Raw genomic sequence first — 14,391 nt, forward strand, 5'->3', positions numbered from 1 at the left:
GATCAATTGATCGTCCGGAAGGGCGTGGCGTACGCCGGTTGCCTGGGTGGGCGGGGTCGGTCATGGCTGCCGGCACTCACCGGCATGGCCTTGCGCCGCAGCACCAGGGCCACGGCCATGCCCAGGAACAGGGTGGCCACCGAGACTTCCGGAATATCGGTGGTCCAGCTGATCAGCGTCAGGCAGAAACAGATGCTGGTCAGGGCCCTGGCCAGGCGCGTGGTCTTGTCGCGCAGGCGCATCATGAGCGGCACCATCATCAGGTACAGGGCCAGGCCGCCGATGCCGAAGGTGGCCCACAGGTACAGTGCGCTGTTGTCGGCAACGATCGGCACGTTGGCAGTCATTACCGGGAACGCCGAGACGCTGCTGCCCACCATCCCGAAGCCGGCTCCCCAGACGCTCCAGCCTTGTACCCACTGGTTGTGGGCCAGGTTGGGCCAGGTGTTGATCAGGCGGTCATAGAACGAGGACAGCGAACCGCTTTGGGCCGTGGCGGCGTTGGGGTCGAAATCCACCCACAGGCCGATGATCGGCAGGGCAATGCCCATGGCCACCACCACACAGAAAATCGCCCGGCAGGTGAGCCGGTTACGCAGCAGCGGCAACAGCGCCAGGGTGCAGGCAAACGCCACCACCGTGGATTTGTTGGTGGTGAGGTAGATGGCCGCAATGCTGATGGCGAACAGCACGGCCATCACCCATCGTGAGCGGGTGAAGGCGCTCAGGTACAGGCTGAAGATGGCGATCATCACTGACAGGCTGGTGGACAGGCGCGTGAAGCCGGCAATGCGATCCACGCCATTCTCCGACCACGACTGGTTAGCGCTGAGCTCGGTGTCGCCAATGTTGTAGCTGTAGCCTTTCCAGGGCACAGCGGTGTACTTGTCCAGGGCAATGCCCACCAGTGACGCCGCCAGGCAGAACAGAATGACCAGTGCCAGCAGACGCTTGCGGTGTTCCAGGTGCACCCCGCACACCACCCCGAACAGGAACGGGCTGTACATGTACAGGGCAAAGCCCACGTTGCCCAGCACCGCGCCATGCAACATGCCCAGCAGGGCGGCTATGGCCAGCAGCAACAGCATGATCCAGAAGCCACGGCCGCCCTTGAAGTTCAGCAATTGCAGGCCGAACAGGCCCAGGCACGCGGCCTTCGGCAGGTAGAGCAATGCCGACAACCCCGCCTGGTCGAAGTAGTAGCGCAGGGCACCGGAAAACGTCTCCACCAGCACCAGGCTAATGGCGACCAGCACCACGATCAGCGACTGGCTGATGGCGATGCGCGGGGGGCGTTTAGAGAGGCTCGGAAGCTGGCTGATTTTCATGATGGGCGCTTCTGTTCTGATGGACCTGGAAAAACAGCTGTTGGTAGCTGTCGAGCATGCGATCGATTTCCAGCAGCGGTGCCACGCTGGCCCTGGCCTGGGCAGCGAGTTGATGGCGCAGTTCCGGCTGGCGGTACAGGCGCACCATGGCCAGGCCCAGGGAGTCAGGCTCATCGGGATTGCACAGCAGGCCGTTAATGCCTTCGCGGATGATTTCCGGCAGCCCGCCGCGATGGCTGGCGATCACCGGCACCGAATGCGCGCAGGCTTCCACGGCAACCATGCCGAACGGCTCGTTCCACAGCGACGGCACCAGCGCCACGTCGATCTGGCGATAGAAGCTTTCCGGCGACTGGTAGCCAACGAAGTGAATGTTCTCGGCGTCGGCCAACTGGCGAATCTCGCGCTCGTAGTCCTGCTGGCCGCGCCCGGCGATCTGCAGGGTGGCGTTGAACGGCAGGCGCTTGAATTGCTCGATCATCCAGCGCACGCCCTTGTGGTCGGACAAGGTGCCGAGAAAGCCGAAACGCAACGGCTCGCTGTGGGCCAGGCGCCCCTGGGGGTAAATGCGTTGCACTTCTTCCACCCGGGGGCTGGCGTTGTAGATTACGTGGGCCGAGGCGTTGCGAAAGAAGCGTGCGTTCTGCAGGCGGTCCAGCAGGAAGTGGCTGACACCGACCACGGCGTCCACCTGCGACGAGCGCTCGGCATGGCCCTGGCGCAAGCTCTGGCACAGGGTGCAGGGGCCATTGCAGCATTGGCGCTTCTTGAACATCAGGCTGCCGGGGCACAGCAGGTACATGTCATGCAGCACTTGCACGATGGGCACCCCGGCCTTGGCGATTTCGTCCCACACCGCCACCGACCAGCCACCCAGGTTATGGCACACCACCAGGTCGATGTTTTCCTTGTCCATGACCTGCCGGACGTAGGCACGCATGCCCATGTTGTAGCGGTCGCGCAGGTGCCAGCCCAGGCGAGCCAGGGCGTTGGGGCGCTGGTCACTAAAGTGCCAGTAGTTATTGAGCAGCCCCGCGCGATAGACCGTCACGCCCTTGACCAGGTCATGGGTCAGGCCGGCATCGGCCCCGGTGGTCAGCACGCACACATTCATGCCACGCCGATGTAACCCTTCGACCGTGCGTTGCAGCACGATTTCAGCTCCGCCGCCAATGTTTGGCGCGTACAGGCTGGAGAGGAAGAGCACGTTCATAGTGGAAACGACTTGTGCAGGCCGAGGCGACCGGACTCGCCGTCGGCAATGGCCTGTTGCAGCAGGTCCAGGCGCTGGCGTGAACCACTGCGCCAGGCCACCACGCGCAGCAAGGTCATGAACACGGCGCGGTTGAGTGTGTACAGCCAGCCCCAGCGGGCCCACACGAACTTGTCGAACCAGGCCTGGTTGCGGGCGGTGTAGTAGGCGCGCAAGTCCGAGTCGCCCAGCAGGAAGGCTTCATAGATGTTGCTGGTGCGCGACTTGATGTTCCACGAGTGCTCAAGGTCTTCGAGCAGCGCGTCGGTGACCAGGAAGATGTGCCCGCCACTGGCGGTGATACGCCGGGTGTATTCGGTGTCGTCGGCGTAGAGGATCATGTCGGTGCGTGGCAAGCCGATGTTTTCATACATGCTGCGATGGCCCAGCAGGCCGCCATAGGTGGCGAAAGGCAGTTGCACCAGGGAATGATGCAGGCTGTCGGCATGGGGCTTGCCCCACGGCGTGCGGCGCCACACTTTGTAGGGCAGTTGGCCGATGTGAAAACCAAAGCAGCTGGAGCGGTGGGGGAAGGCATGGCGCTGCGGCACGCCAGCGGCGATGTCGGCCTGGTGAGTGGGGCGGAAGCCCAGCACGGCCGTTTGTGCACGGCCCATTTTGCGTGAGCACTGGGCGAGGCGCTGGTGCAGCGTGGCGACGGCGCCTTCGGTGGGCGCGTTGTCGTCATCCATCAGCCAGATAAACTCGGCGCCAGCCTTGAGTGCCGCGTCGATACCCACGGCATAGCCGTTCGCCGAACCGGTGTTGGCGGGCAGGTCAATGATGTGCACCTGGGCTGGCCAGCGGCGCAGCAACTGTCCCAGGTCGGCGCGGGCGGCGTTGTTGACCACGATCACCTGGCCAATTTCGGCGCAGGCCAGTGAGCGCTCGATCAGCGCTTGCAGGTAGTGGAGCCGGTTCCCGTAGGTCAGGGTGACCAGGGTGGTAGTCGCAGGCATGGCGCAATCCCCCTTGTTCTTGTTGAGTCGTCGCAGGTCAGCAGGCGGGCATGGCCATGCGCGACAGGCTGCTCTTGGGCAGGCTGATACGTTGTTCGCGTTGCAGCAGGTTGAGCAGGATCACCGCGCGCTCCTGGCCATCGTCGCTGAGGAAGATGGCCTGGATTTCGCTGTTGCCCGTGCGGATCAGCACCGCCTCGCCCTGGTTGAACCGCGGCAGCGGTTCGGGGGCCGCCAGGCGCTGGCGGATCTGTGCGATCAAGCTGTCAGGCACCGGGCTGGGCGCGCCGCCAAAGGCGACGATGCGGCACACGCCCCGGGTGGAGCGGATGGGGTACCAGCTGTCGCCCTGCTCCAGGCGGATGAACAGGTAACCGGGAAACAGCTCCTCCTCGGCCAGCCGGCGCACTTTGCGCGAGCTGTCGTCCGCAGCCTTGAGCGGGCGGAAACACTCGAAGTGCTGGCGGGCCAGGTGTTCTTCGGCGCGGGCTTCCTGGCGCGGCTTGGTCTGGATCAGGTACCAGTTGGAACTGTCGTTGAGGTAGCTCATGGCGTGGCTCTCACGTGCGCCGGGAAACGTGTCGCAGGCCCGGGTGTTGTTGTTTTGTTGTTGTTGTTATTTCTTGCCAGGGCTGTAGTCGTAGGCTGAGCAGTCGTACTCGGCCGTGGACGCCTTGCGTTCGATACCGTTGAAGATGGCGCCCTTGACCAGCACGCCGTTCTGCGCAAGCCGACGCTTGGCACTCTCTACTTCCTTGATCGAGCTTTTGCCGAAGCGCGCCACCAGCAGGGTGGTGCCCGCCTGGCGGCCGACCAGCGCCGCGTCGGTGACGGCCATGATGGGCGGGGTGTCAATGATTACCAGGTCGTACTTGGGCGACAGTTCGCGCAGCAGCTTGTGGAAGTTGTCATGCATCAGCAGTTCCGACGGGTTAGGCGCTGCGAAGCCGCAGGAAATGAAGTGCAGGTTGTCCACCGCGGTGCCGTTTATCACTTCACGGTTGCTCAGGCGCGCGGCCAGGGCGTCGGACAGGCCATGGCGTGGTTGCAGGCCCAGCACCTTGTGCAGGTAACCCTTGCGCATGTCGGCGTCGATCAGCAGCACTTTCTTGCCGGTCTGGGCAATGATCACCGCCAGGTTGGAGCTCACGAACGACTTGCCTACCGCCGGGCTGGGGCTGGAAATCATCAGGATATTGTTGCGCGCCTCCAGCATGGCGAAGTGCAGGCTGGTGCGCAGGCTGCGCAGCGATTCCACGGCCAGCTCCGACGGTTCGGCGATGCTGAGCAGCTTGGCTTCGGTGCCGCCGTTGCGCGATTGCCGGCCTTTGGTCAGGCGGTCTTGCAGGCGCGACAGGGGCACCGAGGCGTACACCGGAATACCCAGGTTTTCGATGTCATCGGGGTTGACGATGCCGCGGTCGAACGCCTGGCGAATGAAGATGATTGCAACGGCCACCAGCGCGCCCAGCAGGATCGAGATGGCCACGATCAGTTTGCGCATGGGCTTGACCGGTTCTTCGACGTTGGCGTCGGCCTTGTCGATGATGCGCACGTTGCCGATGTTGCCGGCGCGGATGATGTCCTGTTCCTGGGTCTTGTTCAGCAACTGGGTGTAGGTCTGGTTGGTGACCTGTTGCTCACGGGTCAGGCGCAGCAATTCCTGTTGGGTTTCAGGCAGGTTGTGGACCTTGGCCTGCATGGTGGCCTTTTGCGCTTCAAGCTGGTTGATCTGGTTGGTCAGGGCCACCTGGGTAGGGTGCTGGCGGGTGTACAGGCGATCCAGGTCCGGGCGTTTGAGCTTGAGCTCGGAGATGGAATTGTCGGCCGCCACCACTTGGTCCAGCAGCGAGCGGGTTTCCTGGCTGATGTCCACTGACTTGCTGCGCATCTGGTAGTCATGCAGGGCGTTTTCGGCCTTGGTCAGCTCGCCACGCACAATGGGCAGTTGCGAGCGCAGGAACTGCAGGCGCTGTTCGGCCTCGGCCGAGCTGCGTTCCACGTTCTGCTGCACGTACAGGCGGCTCACTTCGTTGAGCACGCGGTTGGCGTGGGCCGGGTCCGGGTCTTCCAGCGACAGGTAGACGATGCCCGAGTCCTTGCCGGCCTCGGCCACTTTCAGCTTGGTCTGGTAGTCCAGTTGGGTCACCAGGGAGCGGTTGCGCGCCAGGGTGAACTCGGTGCCGGGGCGGGCCTGCAGGGTATCGACCTTCAGGCTGACGTCGCTGCCGGTCGCCAGTTCGCCGACTTGGCCCTTGAGCAGCAGGTCGCCATCACTGTCCAGCAGGCGGTACTGGCCACCCTCACCGGCTACCAGGGTCATTTTCTTGCCCAGCAGGCTATCAGGCACTTCCAGGGTGGCGACTTCGAATTTCTCGCCGCCCCAGGCATAAGTGTCCAGGCCCATCAGCGGCGCTGCGATCGGCTGGTCGGCGGTGGGCTTGAAGTGACGCGCCATGTACGCACCCAGGCCAGGCAGGTACTTGGGTTGGTGAACCACGTCCAGGTCCAGCTCACTGACCACCTGGCCCAGCACCGAACGCGAGCGAATCAGTTCAATCTCGGCGGTGGCCTGTGACACGGCATTGGGCTTGGTGTTGATTTCCGGGGTGGCGTCCAGGCCCACACGCTTGGGCTCGATCTGGATCATCACGTTGGCCTGGTAAATAGGCGTGGCCAGGATCGCGAAGCCCAGGCCTATCACGGCGAAGAAACCGACCACGCCGGCGATCAGGCGCTTGTGGTCGAACAGGGTTCGCAGGATGGTTGCCAGGTCTAACTGAGTGTCCTGGTAGTACTCCAGTGCAGAGCGGCTCATTGCAGTCATTTTTATTGATCCTCAATACTCAGGTAGGGCAACCAGTCATCGACGCAGCGCGATAAATGCGTGTAGGTCTGTTGAAAGGCGTTCTTCTGGCGACGGTAGGGGTCGGCGATCTGCAGGTCGTTCTGCCACTTGCCGATCAAAAACACCTTGCCTCGAACCTCCGGGGCCAGGCGGACAACTCGTTTCAATTGCTCCTGTTCCATCAGCAGCACCAGGTCGGCCCAGTGCAGCAGCTCTGGGGTGAGCTGGCAGGCGCGGTGGTCACCGCTCTTCACACGGTGCTGCTTGAGCACCGCCTTGGCGTCGGCGTCCATGTGCGCGCCGTTGTGCGCCTGCACCCCCGCCGAGCAGATCTCCAGGCGCCTGCCCCCGCGTTGGCGCAACAGGGCCGCGGCCATGGGGCTGCGGCATACATTGCCGACGCAGACGATCAGCACCCTGCTGAACATGGCCACGCTCAGCCACGCACGGCCGACGCGGTAACGCGCCGGAATAGGTTGACGCTGACGTTGCGTGCTACCAGGGCCAGGGCCAGGAGCTTTTGCAGCGGGGAAATGGCCGACAGCGACAGGCCAAACAGTTGCACCTGGCAGTGTTCGTACAGCGCCTGGTTGCCAATGCGGAAGTAGTAATTGGCCAGGGAGCCGTAGGTGTGCAGGGTCATCTGCAGCTTTTTCTTGTCCGAGCGCATGGAAAACACGCCACCGCTGTGCACGCGGTAGGCGGCGGGGGCGATGTCGCCCTGGTACTTACCCTTGCCGTGGGCGCCCAGCAGGCACCACCACACCAGGTCATTGAGCGGCGCGCCCACCAGCTCCCGAGGCAGCTGGTGCAGCACGTTGCGAAAGCACACGGTCAGCGTCGAGAGGGGGCGGCCCTTCATCAGCTCAAGGCTGGTGGCATCGCTCTGGCCCTTGCCCTGCAACTGGATGCCCAGCATGCCGTGCTCGTTGAACGCCATGGCATCGTGGTAGGTGAGCACGTAGTCCAAGTGGCTTTCGAGGAAGTCCACCTGCTTTTGCAGCTTGGTGGGGTCGGTCCAGTAGTCGTCGCCCTCACAGAAGGCAATGTACTTGCCGCGGCCCATGCGAAACAGGCCGGGGCAAGGGTGGTTGCCTTGCTGGTACTGGTTCTCGGTCTGCAGCTGCGCGCGAATGATGGTGGGGTAATGGCGCGCGTACTCGGCGACGATGGCGGCGGTGCCGTCGGTTGAGCAGTCATCGTTGATGACCACTTCGAATGGGAAATCGGTCTGCTGGGCCAGAAAGCTGTCCAGGGTCTGCGCCACGAAGTGTTCGTGGTTGTAGGTGGGGCAGACGATGCTCAGCAGTGGCTCGCGTGCCGTGCCCCAGTGTTTGGTGATCTCGCTTTCGGGTCTGCTGTTCATCGTTGAGTGCTCATACGGTTGAATATCAGAAGGACGCGTTGCAGCAAGGGGCGGTAGCTGCCGGCCACCAGCAACAGGGTGATCAGGCCGCACAGCGCCAGGGCGAAGAAGGTCTGCAGGCGGTTTTCACCGGTCAATGCCCGCACCAGCGGCAGGGTCAGTGCCAGGCCCAAGGCGCTCATCAGGGTGATGCGCAACACGTCGTGCAGCCATTGGCCGTGGATGCCGGGGGCCAGCCGGTGGTGCACGAACGCCGGCCACAGGGCGAACGCCACCAGGCGCAGCACGAACCAGGCGATGGCCGCGCCTTGGGCGCCCTGCAGGTGCACCGCCAGGGCCAGCACCGGCACGGTGATCAACGCCGATATCAGGCTGTACCACAGGTGCAGGCGCACATTGCCGTGGGCGTATTGCAGGTAGAACTGGAAGCCGCTCAAACTGAGGATGCCGCTGCCCAGGGCGTACCAGAACAGGATGGGCGCCACCCACTGGGCGGCCTGGTGATCCCCGCTCCAGGCGTAGATCAAGGCGCTGCCGTGCACGGCCACCACCGCTGACAGCGGCATGATGAAGGTGGCGACAAAGCGGTGCGCCGACAGGTACAGGCGCTGCATGTCTGCCTCGCGACCTTCCGCCATCAGCGTGGTCATGCGCGGCAACAGGGTTTGCACCAGCGGGTTGATCAACATCACGATGCCGGTGCTGACCAGTGCTACCAGCGAAAAGTACCCGTAGTCCTTGAGGGTCAGCGCGGCCGACAGCAGCACCTTGTCCAGTTGCGTGAGCAGGATCCACAGCACCGAACTCAGGGAAATGCTGGCGGCAAAAGGCAGTACCGGTTTCACCAGCGTCCAGTTGAAGCCGCTGAGCAGTTGCGGGGCCGGCAGGCGGCGCCAGGCCTTGCCGGCGAACACCAGGGCTTCGATCAGCGCCACGGCCACCTGGAACTCGAAGAACACGATGGCGTCTTTCGACACCCAGGCCACCAGGGCCAGGCCGCCGAAATAACGCAGGGTGGCAATGATGACGTTGGCGCTGTTGAGCCAGGCGTGAAGCTCCAGGCCTTGCAGGCCGCTCTTGTACAAAGTGGCATACAGCCGGAACGCTACCAGCAGGCCCATCAGCGCCACGCAATGGGCCAGTGTTTGCGCTGGCAGGTGCTGGGCGTTGAGCCATTGGCTGGCGATCCATGGGCTGGCCAGCCACACGCCCAGCACGCACAACAGCGCAAGGGGCAGGAAGATCAGTTCGAAGGAGCGCAGTAGCCAGCCGGACAGGCGCTGGCTTTGCGGGCAACCTTGATGGTGGGCGATTTCACGCACCAGCGACGGCGACATGCCTACGTCCAGCAGTTGCAGCCAAGCTTGCAGTACTGCGTAGAACCCGATCAGGCCATACACCTCGGCACCCAGGTGGCCGAGGTAGAACGGCATGATCAGGATGCCCACCAGCAACGCATAGGCCTGGCCCAGGTAGCTGATGGTGGTGTTGTGCACCACCGATAGCTTCCTCATGGCCGTTATACCGCGTGGGCCAGCGAAACGTTGCAAGCCGGCGCCTGCTCACGCTGACGCAACAGCGAGGTGATCACCTGGTCCTGCACGGCGCGTTCCAGCCCCGGGTAAATCGGCAGGCACAGAATGCGTTGGCTCAGGCCGCGCGAATGGGGTTGTGCGGCCTGGGGCTGGAGGTAGTCCAGGGTGTCAAGCGACGGGTAGAAGTAGCGGCGCGGGTTGATGCCCTGTTCTTGCAGGGTGTCGCGCACCGCCAGGGCTTCGGCCTGGTTCTGCAGGCCAACCGGGAAGTAGCTGTAGTTGATCTCGTCGCCGGCGTTCACACCTTGCAGGTCGAAGTGGCCGCGCAGGTGCTGTTCGTAGTAATGGCCCATTTCGGCGCGCTGTTCCAGGATGTGCTCAATGTCGTCCAGCACACACAGGCCCATGGCCGAGGAGAACTCGTTGAGCTTGGCGTTGGTACCCAGCCCTTCCACGCGGTCGACGCCGGTGATGCCGAAGTTGCACAGCTTGCGGATCTCGCGTGCCAGGTCGTCATCCTGGGTGACGATGGCGCCACCTTCGATGGTGTGGAACAGCTTGGTGGCGTGGAAGCTCAGGGTGCTGGCGTCGCCCCAGTTGTACACGGACTGGCCGGCGTGGCGCACGCTGAAGGCATGGGCGCCGTCATAGACCACCTTGAGGTTGCGGCGCTTGGCGATGGCATCGATGCGCTCCACCGCGCAAGGGTTGCCGAACACATGGGTGGCGACGATGGCGCTGGTATCGGAGCCGATGCGTGATTCGATCTGGTCGGGGTCGATGTTCCAGGTGTGTGGGTCGATGTCGGCGAACACCGGACGGATGTTCTCCCACTGCAAGGTGCTGCTGGTGGCCACGAAGCTGAAGGGCGTGGTCACTGCGCTGCCGCTCAAACCCAGGGCGCGATAGGCCACTTGCAGGGCCAGGGTGCCGTTGTTGGTCAGGATCAGGTTGCGCACGCCCAGGTATTCTTTCAGGCGTTCTTCCAGCTCGCAGCAGAGCGGGCCGTGGTTGGTCATCCAGTGCGAGGCGTAGATCAGATCCACGTACGCCTTGAACTTGTCGATGTTGCCCAGATAAGACTTGGTCACGTTAATCATGGGATTCTCCCGGCAAAGGCCACAGGGGCGTCAGGGCGTAGGTTCAGGACTGGGGGGCGTCGGTGCGTGCGACAACTTTTCGCGCCCGATGCTGGTTGAGTTTCAATATCAACCGGGTCACCAGGCTACCCGCGTGGGGGTCGCCGAAATGAAACAATGCAGTGGCGCGTCTAAACGCAGGGTCGCACGGCTGGTTGGCATGTAACGAGCGATAGCCCCAGAAGAAATAAACATTGCCGGGAACAATTCTTAGTGTCGTGGGTTTTAATAAACCCCGATCAATACAGGCAGTTATAAGCTTTCTGCAAAGTGCATTCTGGAATAGGAACTTTTCCAGGACGTTCATCACCACCCAGGCGCGAACCTTGCGCAGGTTGGGGAACAGGATCAGGTCGCCGCGCTGCTCGCCTTCCAGTGGGGTGAAGATGGGGATGAGCATCGTCAGTAAGGTGGCGTCGTAGTGGAACGCGTTGGACTCCTTGCGCCCGCTTCCGCCCTGGACGCAGCGCAGCACCGGGAATATTTCGTCGCTGGCTGGCTGGCGGCCAGTGCCCTGGGCGTGCAGGCGCGCCAGCAACAGCTTGAAGTCGGGGGATTTTCCCAGCGTGGCCAAGGAACTGCCGGCCAGCGCCGCATAGCCGTGGTAGGCGAAGTACTGATTGTTATGACGGGCGGCTTGCTGATCGACGTAGGCGCGCAACTCGCTCAGCGCCTCTGTGCCCAGGGCATGTTCCAAGGTGGCGTAACCGTGCTGGTTCATGTCATCGGCCAGGCGTGCCGAGGTGGCTTCATCAATATGAATCAAGGGCGACATGGCAACAGACTCGCTGCGTTTTTTATTGGGAGAGGTCGCGAATGCAGGACATCGACGTTGTTGTTTTTACTTTCGTTGGGCAAAGCTACCGCCAGGTCCGACACTAGCGGACCACACCGGAAAGTTTTGTTCTGGACAAAGCTACCGCCCACTTGTGATAACAAGTTTGTTGCGCGCAGCGTTGTCAAAGCCCATACAAAGGCGCGGAAAAGTCGCGCCGTTAAAATTAAAATAAGTGCTGGCAGACGTTATCAGTTACTTCAGGATTTACGCATGACCGCATTCTTCGATACGGTGCGCCCCACAACTTTTTGGCGGCGGGTAGAGAGATATATCGACTGTCTGCGTCAGGCTGTCAATCGCTTTTGTCAAAAAAAGCGCCTGAACCCGATTTATGGTGGAGGACAAGCGTTAACATATTGATTTATAAAGATGTTGGAAAGTTGGCGCTGGCGTTTTGCTGGCGTTTTTGATGATTCATGGCCAAATGCCTGAATTTTGCCACGGTGCCGAGGCGCCACCCTTGTATTTGCTGGGGGCGCCGCCCTACGGGGGTTTCAGCGCCCTACTGGCGCTGCGGAAGGGACGAATATTTACCGACGTCAAAAAAACGAAGGGCTGGCAGTGAGGGTTTGGTAAATGGCGGTAAATTGACTACTGATCGGAAATCGGACGATACAGTTCGGGGCGGCGATCAAGGCGGTAATCGTTGCTTTTGCGCGCTTCAAGCAATGATTCTCGCGCCAGCACGCTGCTGATCAACGCCGGGCCGCCACCCGCCTGTACGCAACGCGTGCCGTCTGGACCGGCCACGCTGCTCAATCCGCAGTAGTGCACATGCCCCTCGTTACCGCAGTAGTTGGCATACGCCACGAAGCACTGGTTTTCGAAGGCGCGGCTGCGCACTGTCACGTCAGCGATAAACTCAAATGGCAGCATATTGGCGGTGGGCACCACAATCAGCTCTGCGCCGGCTAGAGCCAGTCTTCTGGCGTTTTCCGGGAATTCGATGTCGTAGCAGATCAACAGGCCCACTTGCCAACCGTCCAGTTCCACTACCGGGAAGTGGTCGGCGCCAGGGCTGAACATGGCCCGGTCGAGTTCGCCGAACAAGTGCGTCTTGCGGTAATTGAGGCGGCTGTTGCCTCGGGCATCGAACAACTGCGCGCTGTTGTAGACGCGGCCGTCGGCGGAGCGCTCGGGGTAGCCGTAGGCGATGGCCATGCCGTGAGCCTCGGCAATGCCGGCAATGACATGCGCCGACGGGCCATTGGCCGCTTCGGCCAAGCGCTGCACCGCCGGGGCGCCTATGTTGTAGCCGGTGAGGAACATCTCTGGAAACACCAGCAGCTCAACGCCCTGGGTCTTGGCGAGGCGCACCTGGGCTTGCAGGCGCGCCAGGTTGTCGATGACGTTCAGGGGCTGGGGCGGGCACTGGTAGAGCGCGATATGCACGGGGGCGCTCCTTATTCGGCGAGGGCGATGGGGCCGATGTCGTTGAAGACATCGCCGGGGCCGGGGTTATCCGGATGGCAGCGGCCGCCAAAGTGTTTCATGATCCCCCACACTGCATTCAGCGACGTCTGCACCGCGCCTTCTACCCAGGCCGGGGTCCAGGACACGTCGTCGCCTGCAATGAAAATGCCGCGATGCTCGTCAGCCATGTCGTGCTGCATGAAGTGGGCGTACATACGCTGGTTGTAGCGATAGTGGCCGGGCAGGGCGCCCTTGAAGGCACCGAGGAAATGCGGGTCGGCCTCCCAGGACACGGTGATCGGGTCGCCAATGATGTGGCCGGCGATGTCTACGTCGGGGTAGATCTTCTTCAAGGCGTCCAGTGCCAGCTTCACGCGCTTTTCCACCGGGTGCGGCAGCATTTTCAGGGCATCGCTCATCCACGAATAGGACAGGCAGATCACCCCGGGCTTGTCATCGCCGTTGTCGAACAGGTAAGTGCCCCGGGTCAGCCGGTCTGTGAGGGTCATGCTCATCAGGTCGCGGCCGGTTTCTGGGTGCTTGTCCTTCCAGAACGGGCGGTCGACCATCACGAAGGTCTTGGACGATTGCATGTAGCGCGTGCGGTCCAGGGCCATCCACATCTTTTGTGAGAACAGCGATTCCTCGCACTCGATCTGCGTGGTCAGCAGCCAGCTCTGGCAGGTAGCGAGCACGGCTGCGTAGTGGCGGGTGTCGCCCCAGTTGTCGGTGACCGCGAAGCGACCGTCGGCGGCGCGGGAGATTTTTTTCACCCCACCGCGCGGCGCGCCGTGGTGCAGTGAGCTCAGGCTGGTGCCCGCCGGCCAGTGCGCGCATCGCTGCGGCGAATGGCGCCAGATGCCTTGAGGCACCTGCTCGACACCGCCCACCACCAGGTGCTGGTGGTCGTCGCAGTTGGTCATCACCACGCGGAAAATCTCCAGCATCGAATTGGGGAAGTCCGAGTCCCAGCCTCCGGTGCCGAAGCCCACCTGGCCGAACACTTCACGATGGTGGAAAGACAGTTTGGCGAACGCCTTGGACGTGGCGACAAAATCGTAGAAAGTACGGTCGTCCCACAGCGGTACCAGCGTGTTCCACAGCGCCTTGAGGCGCGGTACGTCACGGTCGCGGATGGCCTGTTGGATCTCGCTGAACCCCGAGCCTGCTTCCAGCGCGTCGGCCCAGGCATCGGCCACTTCCTGGAACAGCGCGGGCAGGTCGGCGATGGAGCGGGCGTAGTGGGTCTGGCCTTCCAGGTCGATGACGGTACTGCCGGATGCAGCGGTCAACGGGTTGGGAAATGGCTTGGTCTGCAGGCCCAATTTGTCCACGTAGTGGTAGAACGCCGTGGACGACACGGGAAAACGCATGCCGCCCAGCTCGGCAACAATGCCGTCGGTGCCCTCGAACGCCTGGGAACGCAAGCGGCCGCCCATTTTCGAAGCTTCGTAAAGCACCGGCTTGAGCCCCAGCTTCATCAACTCATAGGCCGCGACCAGGCCGGCGATACCGGCACCGACAATGGCCACCTCGGCCCCGTGGTTCTCCTCGGGAATCATGCCCAGGCCCGCCGGGTGCTCGATCCAGTCGTCGAAGGCGAACGGAAAGTCCGGGCCGAAAATGGTGATCGGCTTCTTGCCGTCGGCGGGGTGACGATTGTGCTGAGTCATGGCGGTCCTTATGGGCGGCTACTGAGCGAATCTTCAGTAT

General features: G+C 62.5%; 13 protein-coding genes. 1 reads left to right on the forward strand and 12 read right to left on the reverse strand.

Annotated features, from left to right (window positions below):
* Window positions 1-2 precede the first annotated feature (2 nt).
* The 10 genes from PMM47T1_RS01615 to PMM47T1_RS01660 all read right to left on the reverse strand — a co-directional run bounded on the left by PMM47T1_RS01615 (window position 3) and on the right by PMM47T1_RS01660 (window position 11,202).
* Complete coding sequence (locus PMM47T1_RS01615) at window positions 3-1,328, reverse strand: O-antigen ligase family protein (RefSeq protein WP_008365151.1); 1,326 nt, start codon at window positions 1,326-1,328, stop codon at window positions 3-5.
* Window positions 1,297-2,541: a glycosyltransferase family 4 protein gene (locus PMM47T1_RS01620; RefSeq protein WP_008365154.1), complete on the reverse strand. Its 1,245-nt coding sequence runs from the start codon at window positions 2,539-2,541 to the stop codon at window positions 1,297-1,299. Before PMM47T1_RS01620 ends, PMM47T1_RS01615 begins: the two co-directional genes overlap by 32 nt.
* Window positions 2,538-3,539, reverse strand: a complete 1,002-nt coding sequence (locus PMM47T1_RS01625) for a glycosyltransferase (protein WP_008365156.1) — start codon at window positions 3,537-3,539, stop codon at window positions 2,538-2,540. The genes PMM47T1_RS01620 and PMM47T1_RS01625 overlap by 4 nt, the downstream gene beginning before the upstream one ends.
* A 37-nt stretch (window positions 3,540-3,576) precedes the next feature.
* The gene (gene rfaH, locus PMM47T1_RS01630; protein WP_008365158.1) at window positions 3,577-4,089 is read right to left on the reverse strand and encodes a transcription/translation regulatory transformer protein RfaH; all 513 of its coding nucleotides are present in this window, start codon (window positions 4,087-4,089) and stop codon (window positions 3,577-3,579) included.
* Between the two features lie 66 nt (window positions 4,090-4,155).
* Window positions 4,156-6,366, reverse strand: coding sequence for a polysaccharide biosynthesis tyrosine autokinase (locus tag PMM47T1_RS01635; RefSeq protein WP_008365159.1), 2,211 nt, complete (start codon window positions 6,364-6,366; stop codon window positions 4,156-4,158).
* A gap of 2 nt (window positions 6,367-6,368) precedes the next feature.
* Complete coding sequence (locus PMM47T1_RS01640; RefSeq protein WP_008365161.1) at window positions 6,369-6,815, reverse strand: low molecular weight protein-tyrosine-phosphatase; 447 nt, start codon at window positions 6,813-6,815, stop codon at window positions 6,369-6,371.
* An 8-nt stretch (window positions 6,816-6,823) separates the two neighbouring features.
* Window positions 6,824-7,753: a glycosyltransferase family 2 protein gene (locus PMM47T1_RS01645; protein ID WP_008365163.1), complete on the reverse strand. Its 930-nt coding sequence runs from the start codon at window positions 7,751-7,753 to the stop codon at window positions 6,824-6,826.
* Window positions 7,750-9,267 (reverse strand): oligosaccharide flippase family protein, encoded by a 1,518-nt coding sequence (locus PMM47T1_RS01650; RefSeq protein WP_043300600.1) that lies wholly within the window; start codon window positions 9,265-9,267, stop codon window positions 7,750-7,752. The genes PMM47T1_RS01645 and PMM47T1_RS01650 overlap by 4 nt, the downstream gene beginning before the upstream one ends.
* A gap of 5 nt (window positions 9,268-9,272) precedes the next feature.
* Window positions 9,273-10,388 carry a DegT/DnrJ/EryC1/StrS family aminotransferase gene (locus PMM47T1_RS01655; RefSeq protein WP_008365166.1) on the reverse strand — a complete coding sequence of 372 codons (1,116 nt, stop codon included), beginning with the start codon at window positions 10,386-10,388 and terminating at the stop codon, window positions 9,273-9,275.
* 43 nt (window positions 10,389-10,431) lie between these two features.
* A complete protein-coding gene (locus tag PMM47T1_RS01660; RefSeq protein WP_008365168.1) occupies window positions 10,432-11,202 on the reverse strand; it encodes a hypothetical protein in 771 nt (256 codons plus the stop codon).
* Between the two features lie 273 nt (window positions 11,203-11,475).
* Here PMM47T1_RS01660 and PMM47T1_RS29640 point away from each other — a divergent pair, with 273 nt between their 5' ends.
* Window positions 11,476-11,625 carry a hypothetical protein gene (locus PMM47T1_RS29640; protein WP_157212933.1) on the forward strand — a complete coding sequence of 50 codons (150 nt, stop codon included), beginning with the start codon at window positions 11,476-11,478 and terminating at the stop codon, window positions 11,623-11,625.
* A 231-nt stretch (window positions 11,626-11,856) separates the two neighbouring features.
* Here PMM47T1_RS29640 and PMM47T1_RS01665 read toward each other — a convergent pair whose 3' ends face one another.
* Together PMM47T1_RS01665 and PMM47T1_RS01670 are read right to left on the reverse strand one after the other, a co-directional pair.
* Window positions 11,857-12,657: a carbon-nitrogen hydrolase family protein gene (locus PMM47T1_RS01665; RefSeq protein WP_008365169.1), complete on the reverse strand. Its 801-nt coding sequence runs from the start codon at window positions 12,655-12,657 to the stop codon at window positions 11,857-11,859.
* Between the two features lie 11 nt (window positions 12,658-12,668).
* Window positions 12,669-14,351 carry a flavin monoamine oxidase family protein gene (locus tag PMM47T1_RS01670; protein WP_008365171.1) on the reverse strand — a complete coding sequence of 561 codons (1,683 nt, stop codon included), beginning with the start codon at window positions 14,349-14,351 and terminating at the stop codon, window positions 12,669-12,671.
* Window positions 14,352-14,391 lie beyond the last annotated feature (40 nt).

The sequence above is a fragment of the Pseudomonas sp. M47T1 genome (assembly GCF_000263855.1).
GTDB lineage: Bacteria > Pseudomonadota > Gammaproteobacteria > Pseudomonadales > Pseudomonadaceae > Aquipseudomonas.

Bases quoted from the DNA above. Each gene is read 5' to 3' on its own strand.
- PMM47T1_RS01615 (WP_008365151.1), bottom strand. From the start codon at position 1,328: ATGAAAATCAGCCAGCTTCCGAGCCTCTCTAAACGCCCCCCGCGCATC.
- PMM47T1_RS01620 (WP_008365154.1), bottom strand. From the start codon at position 2,541: ATGAACGTGCTCTTCCTCTCCAGCCTGTACGCGCCAAACATTGGCGGC.
- PMM47T1_RS01625 (WP_008365156.1), bottom strand. From the start codon at position 3,539: ATGCCTGCGACTACCACCCTGGTCACCCTGACCTACGGGAACCGGCTC.
- rfaH (WP_008365158.1), bottom strand. From the start codon at position 4,089: ATGAGCTACCTCAACGACAGTTCCAACTGGTACCTGATCCAGACCAAG.
- PMM47T1_RS01635 (WP_008365159.1), bottom strand. From the start codon at position 6,366: ATGACTGCAATGAGCCGCTCTGCACTGGAGTACTACCAGGACACTCAG.
- PMM47T1_RS01640 (WP_008365161.1), bottom strand. From the start codon at position 6,815: ATGTTCAGCAGGGTGCTGATCGTCTGCGTCGGCAATGTATGCCGCAGC.
- PMM47T1_RS01645 (WP_008365163.1), bottom strand. From the start codon at position 7,753: ATGAACAGCAGACCCGAAAGCGAGATCACCAAACACTGGGGCACGGCA.
- PMM47T1_RS01650 (WP_043300600.1), bottom strand. From the start codon at position 9,267: ATGAGGAAGCTATCGGTGGTGCACAACACCACCATCAGCTACCTGGGC.
- PMM47T1_RS01655 (WP_008365166.1), bottom strand. From the start codon at position 10,388: ATGATTAACGTGACCAAGTCTTATCTGGGCAACATCGACAAGTTCAAG.
- PMM47T1_RS01660 (WP_008365168.1), bottom strand. From the start codon at position 11,202: ATGTCGCCCTTGATTCATATTGATGAAGCCACCTCGGCACGCCTGGCC.
- PMM47T1_RS29640 (WP_157212933.1), top strand. From the start codon at position 11,476: ATGACCGCATTCTTCGATACGGTGCGCCCCACAACTTTTTGGCGGCGG.
- PMM47T1_RS01670 (WP_008365171.1), bottom strand. From the start codon at position 14,351: ATGACTCAGCACAATCGTCACCCCGCCGACGGCAAGAAGCCGATCACC.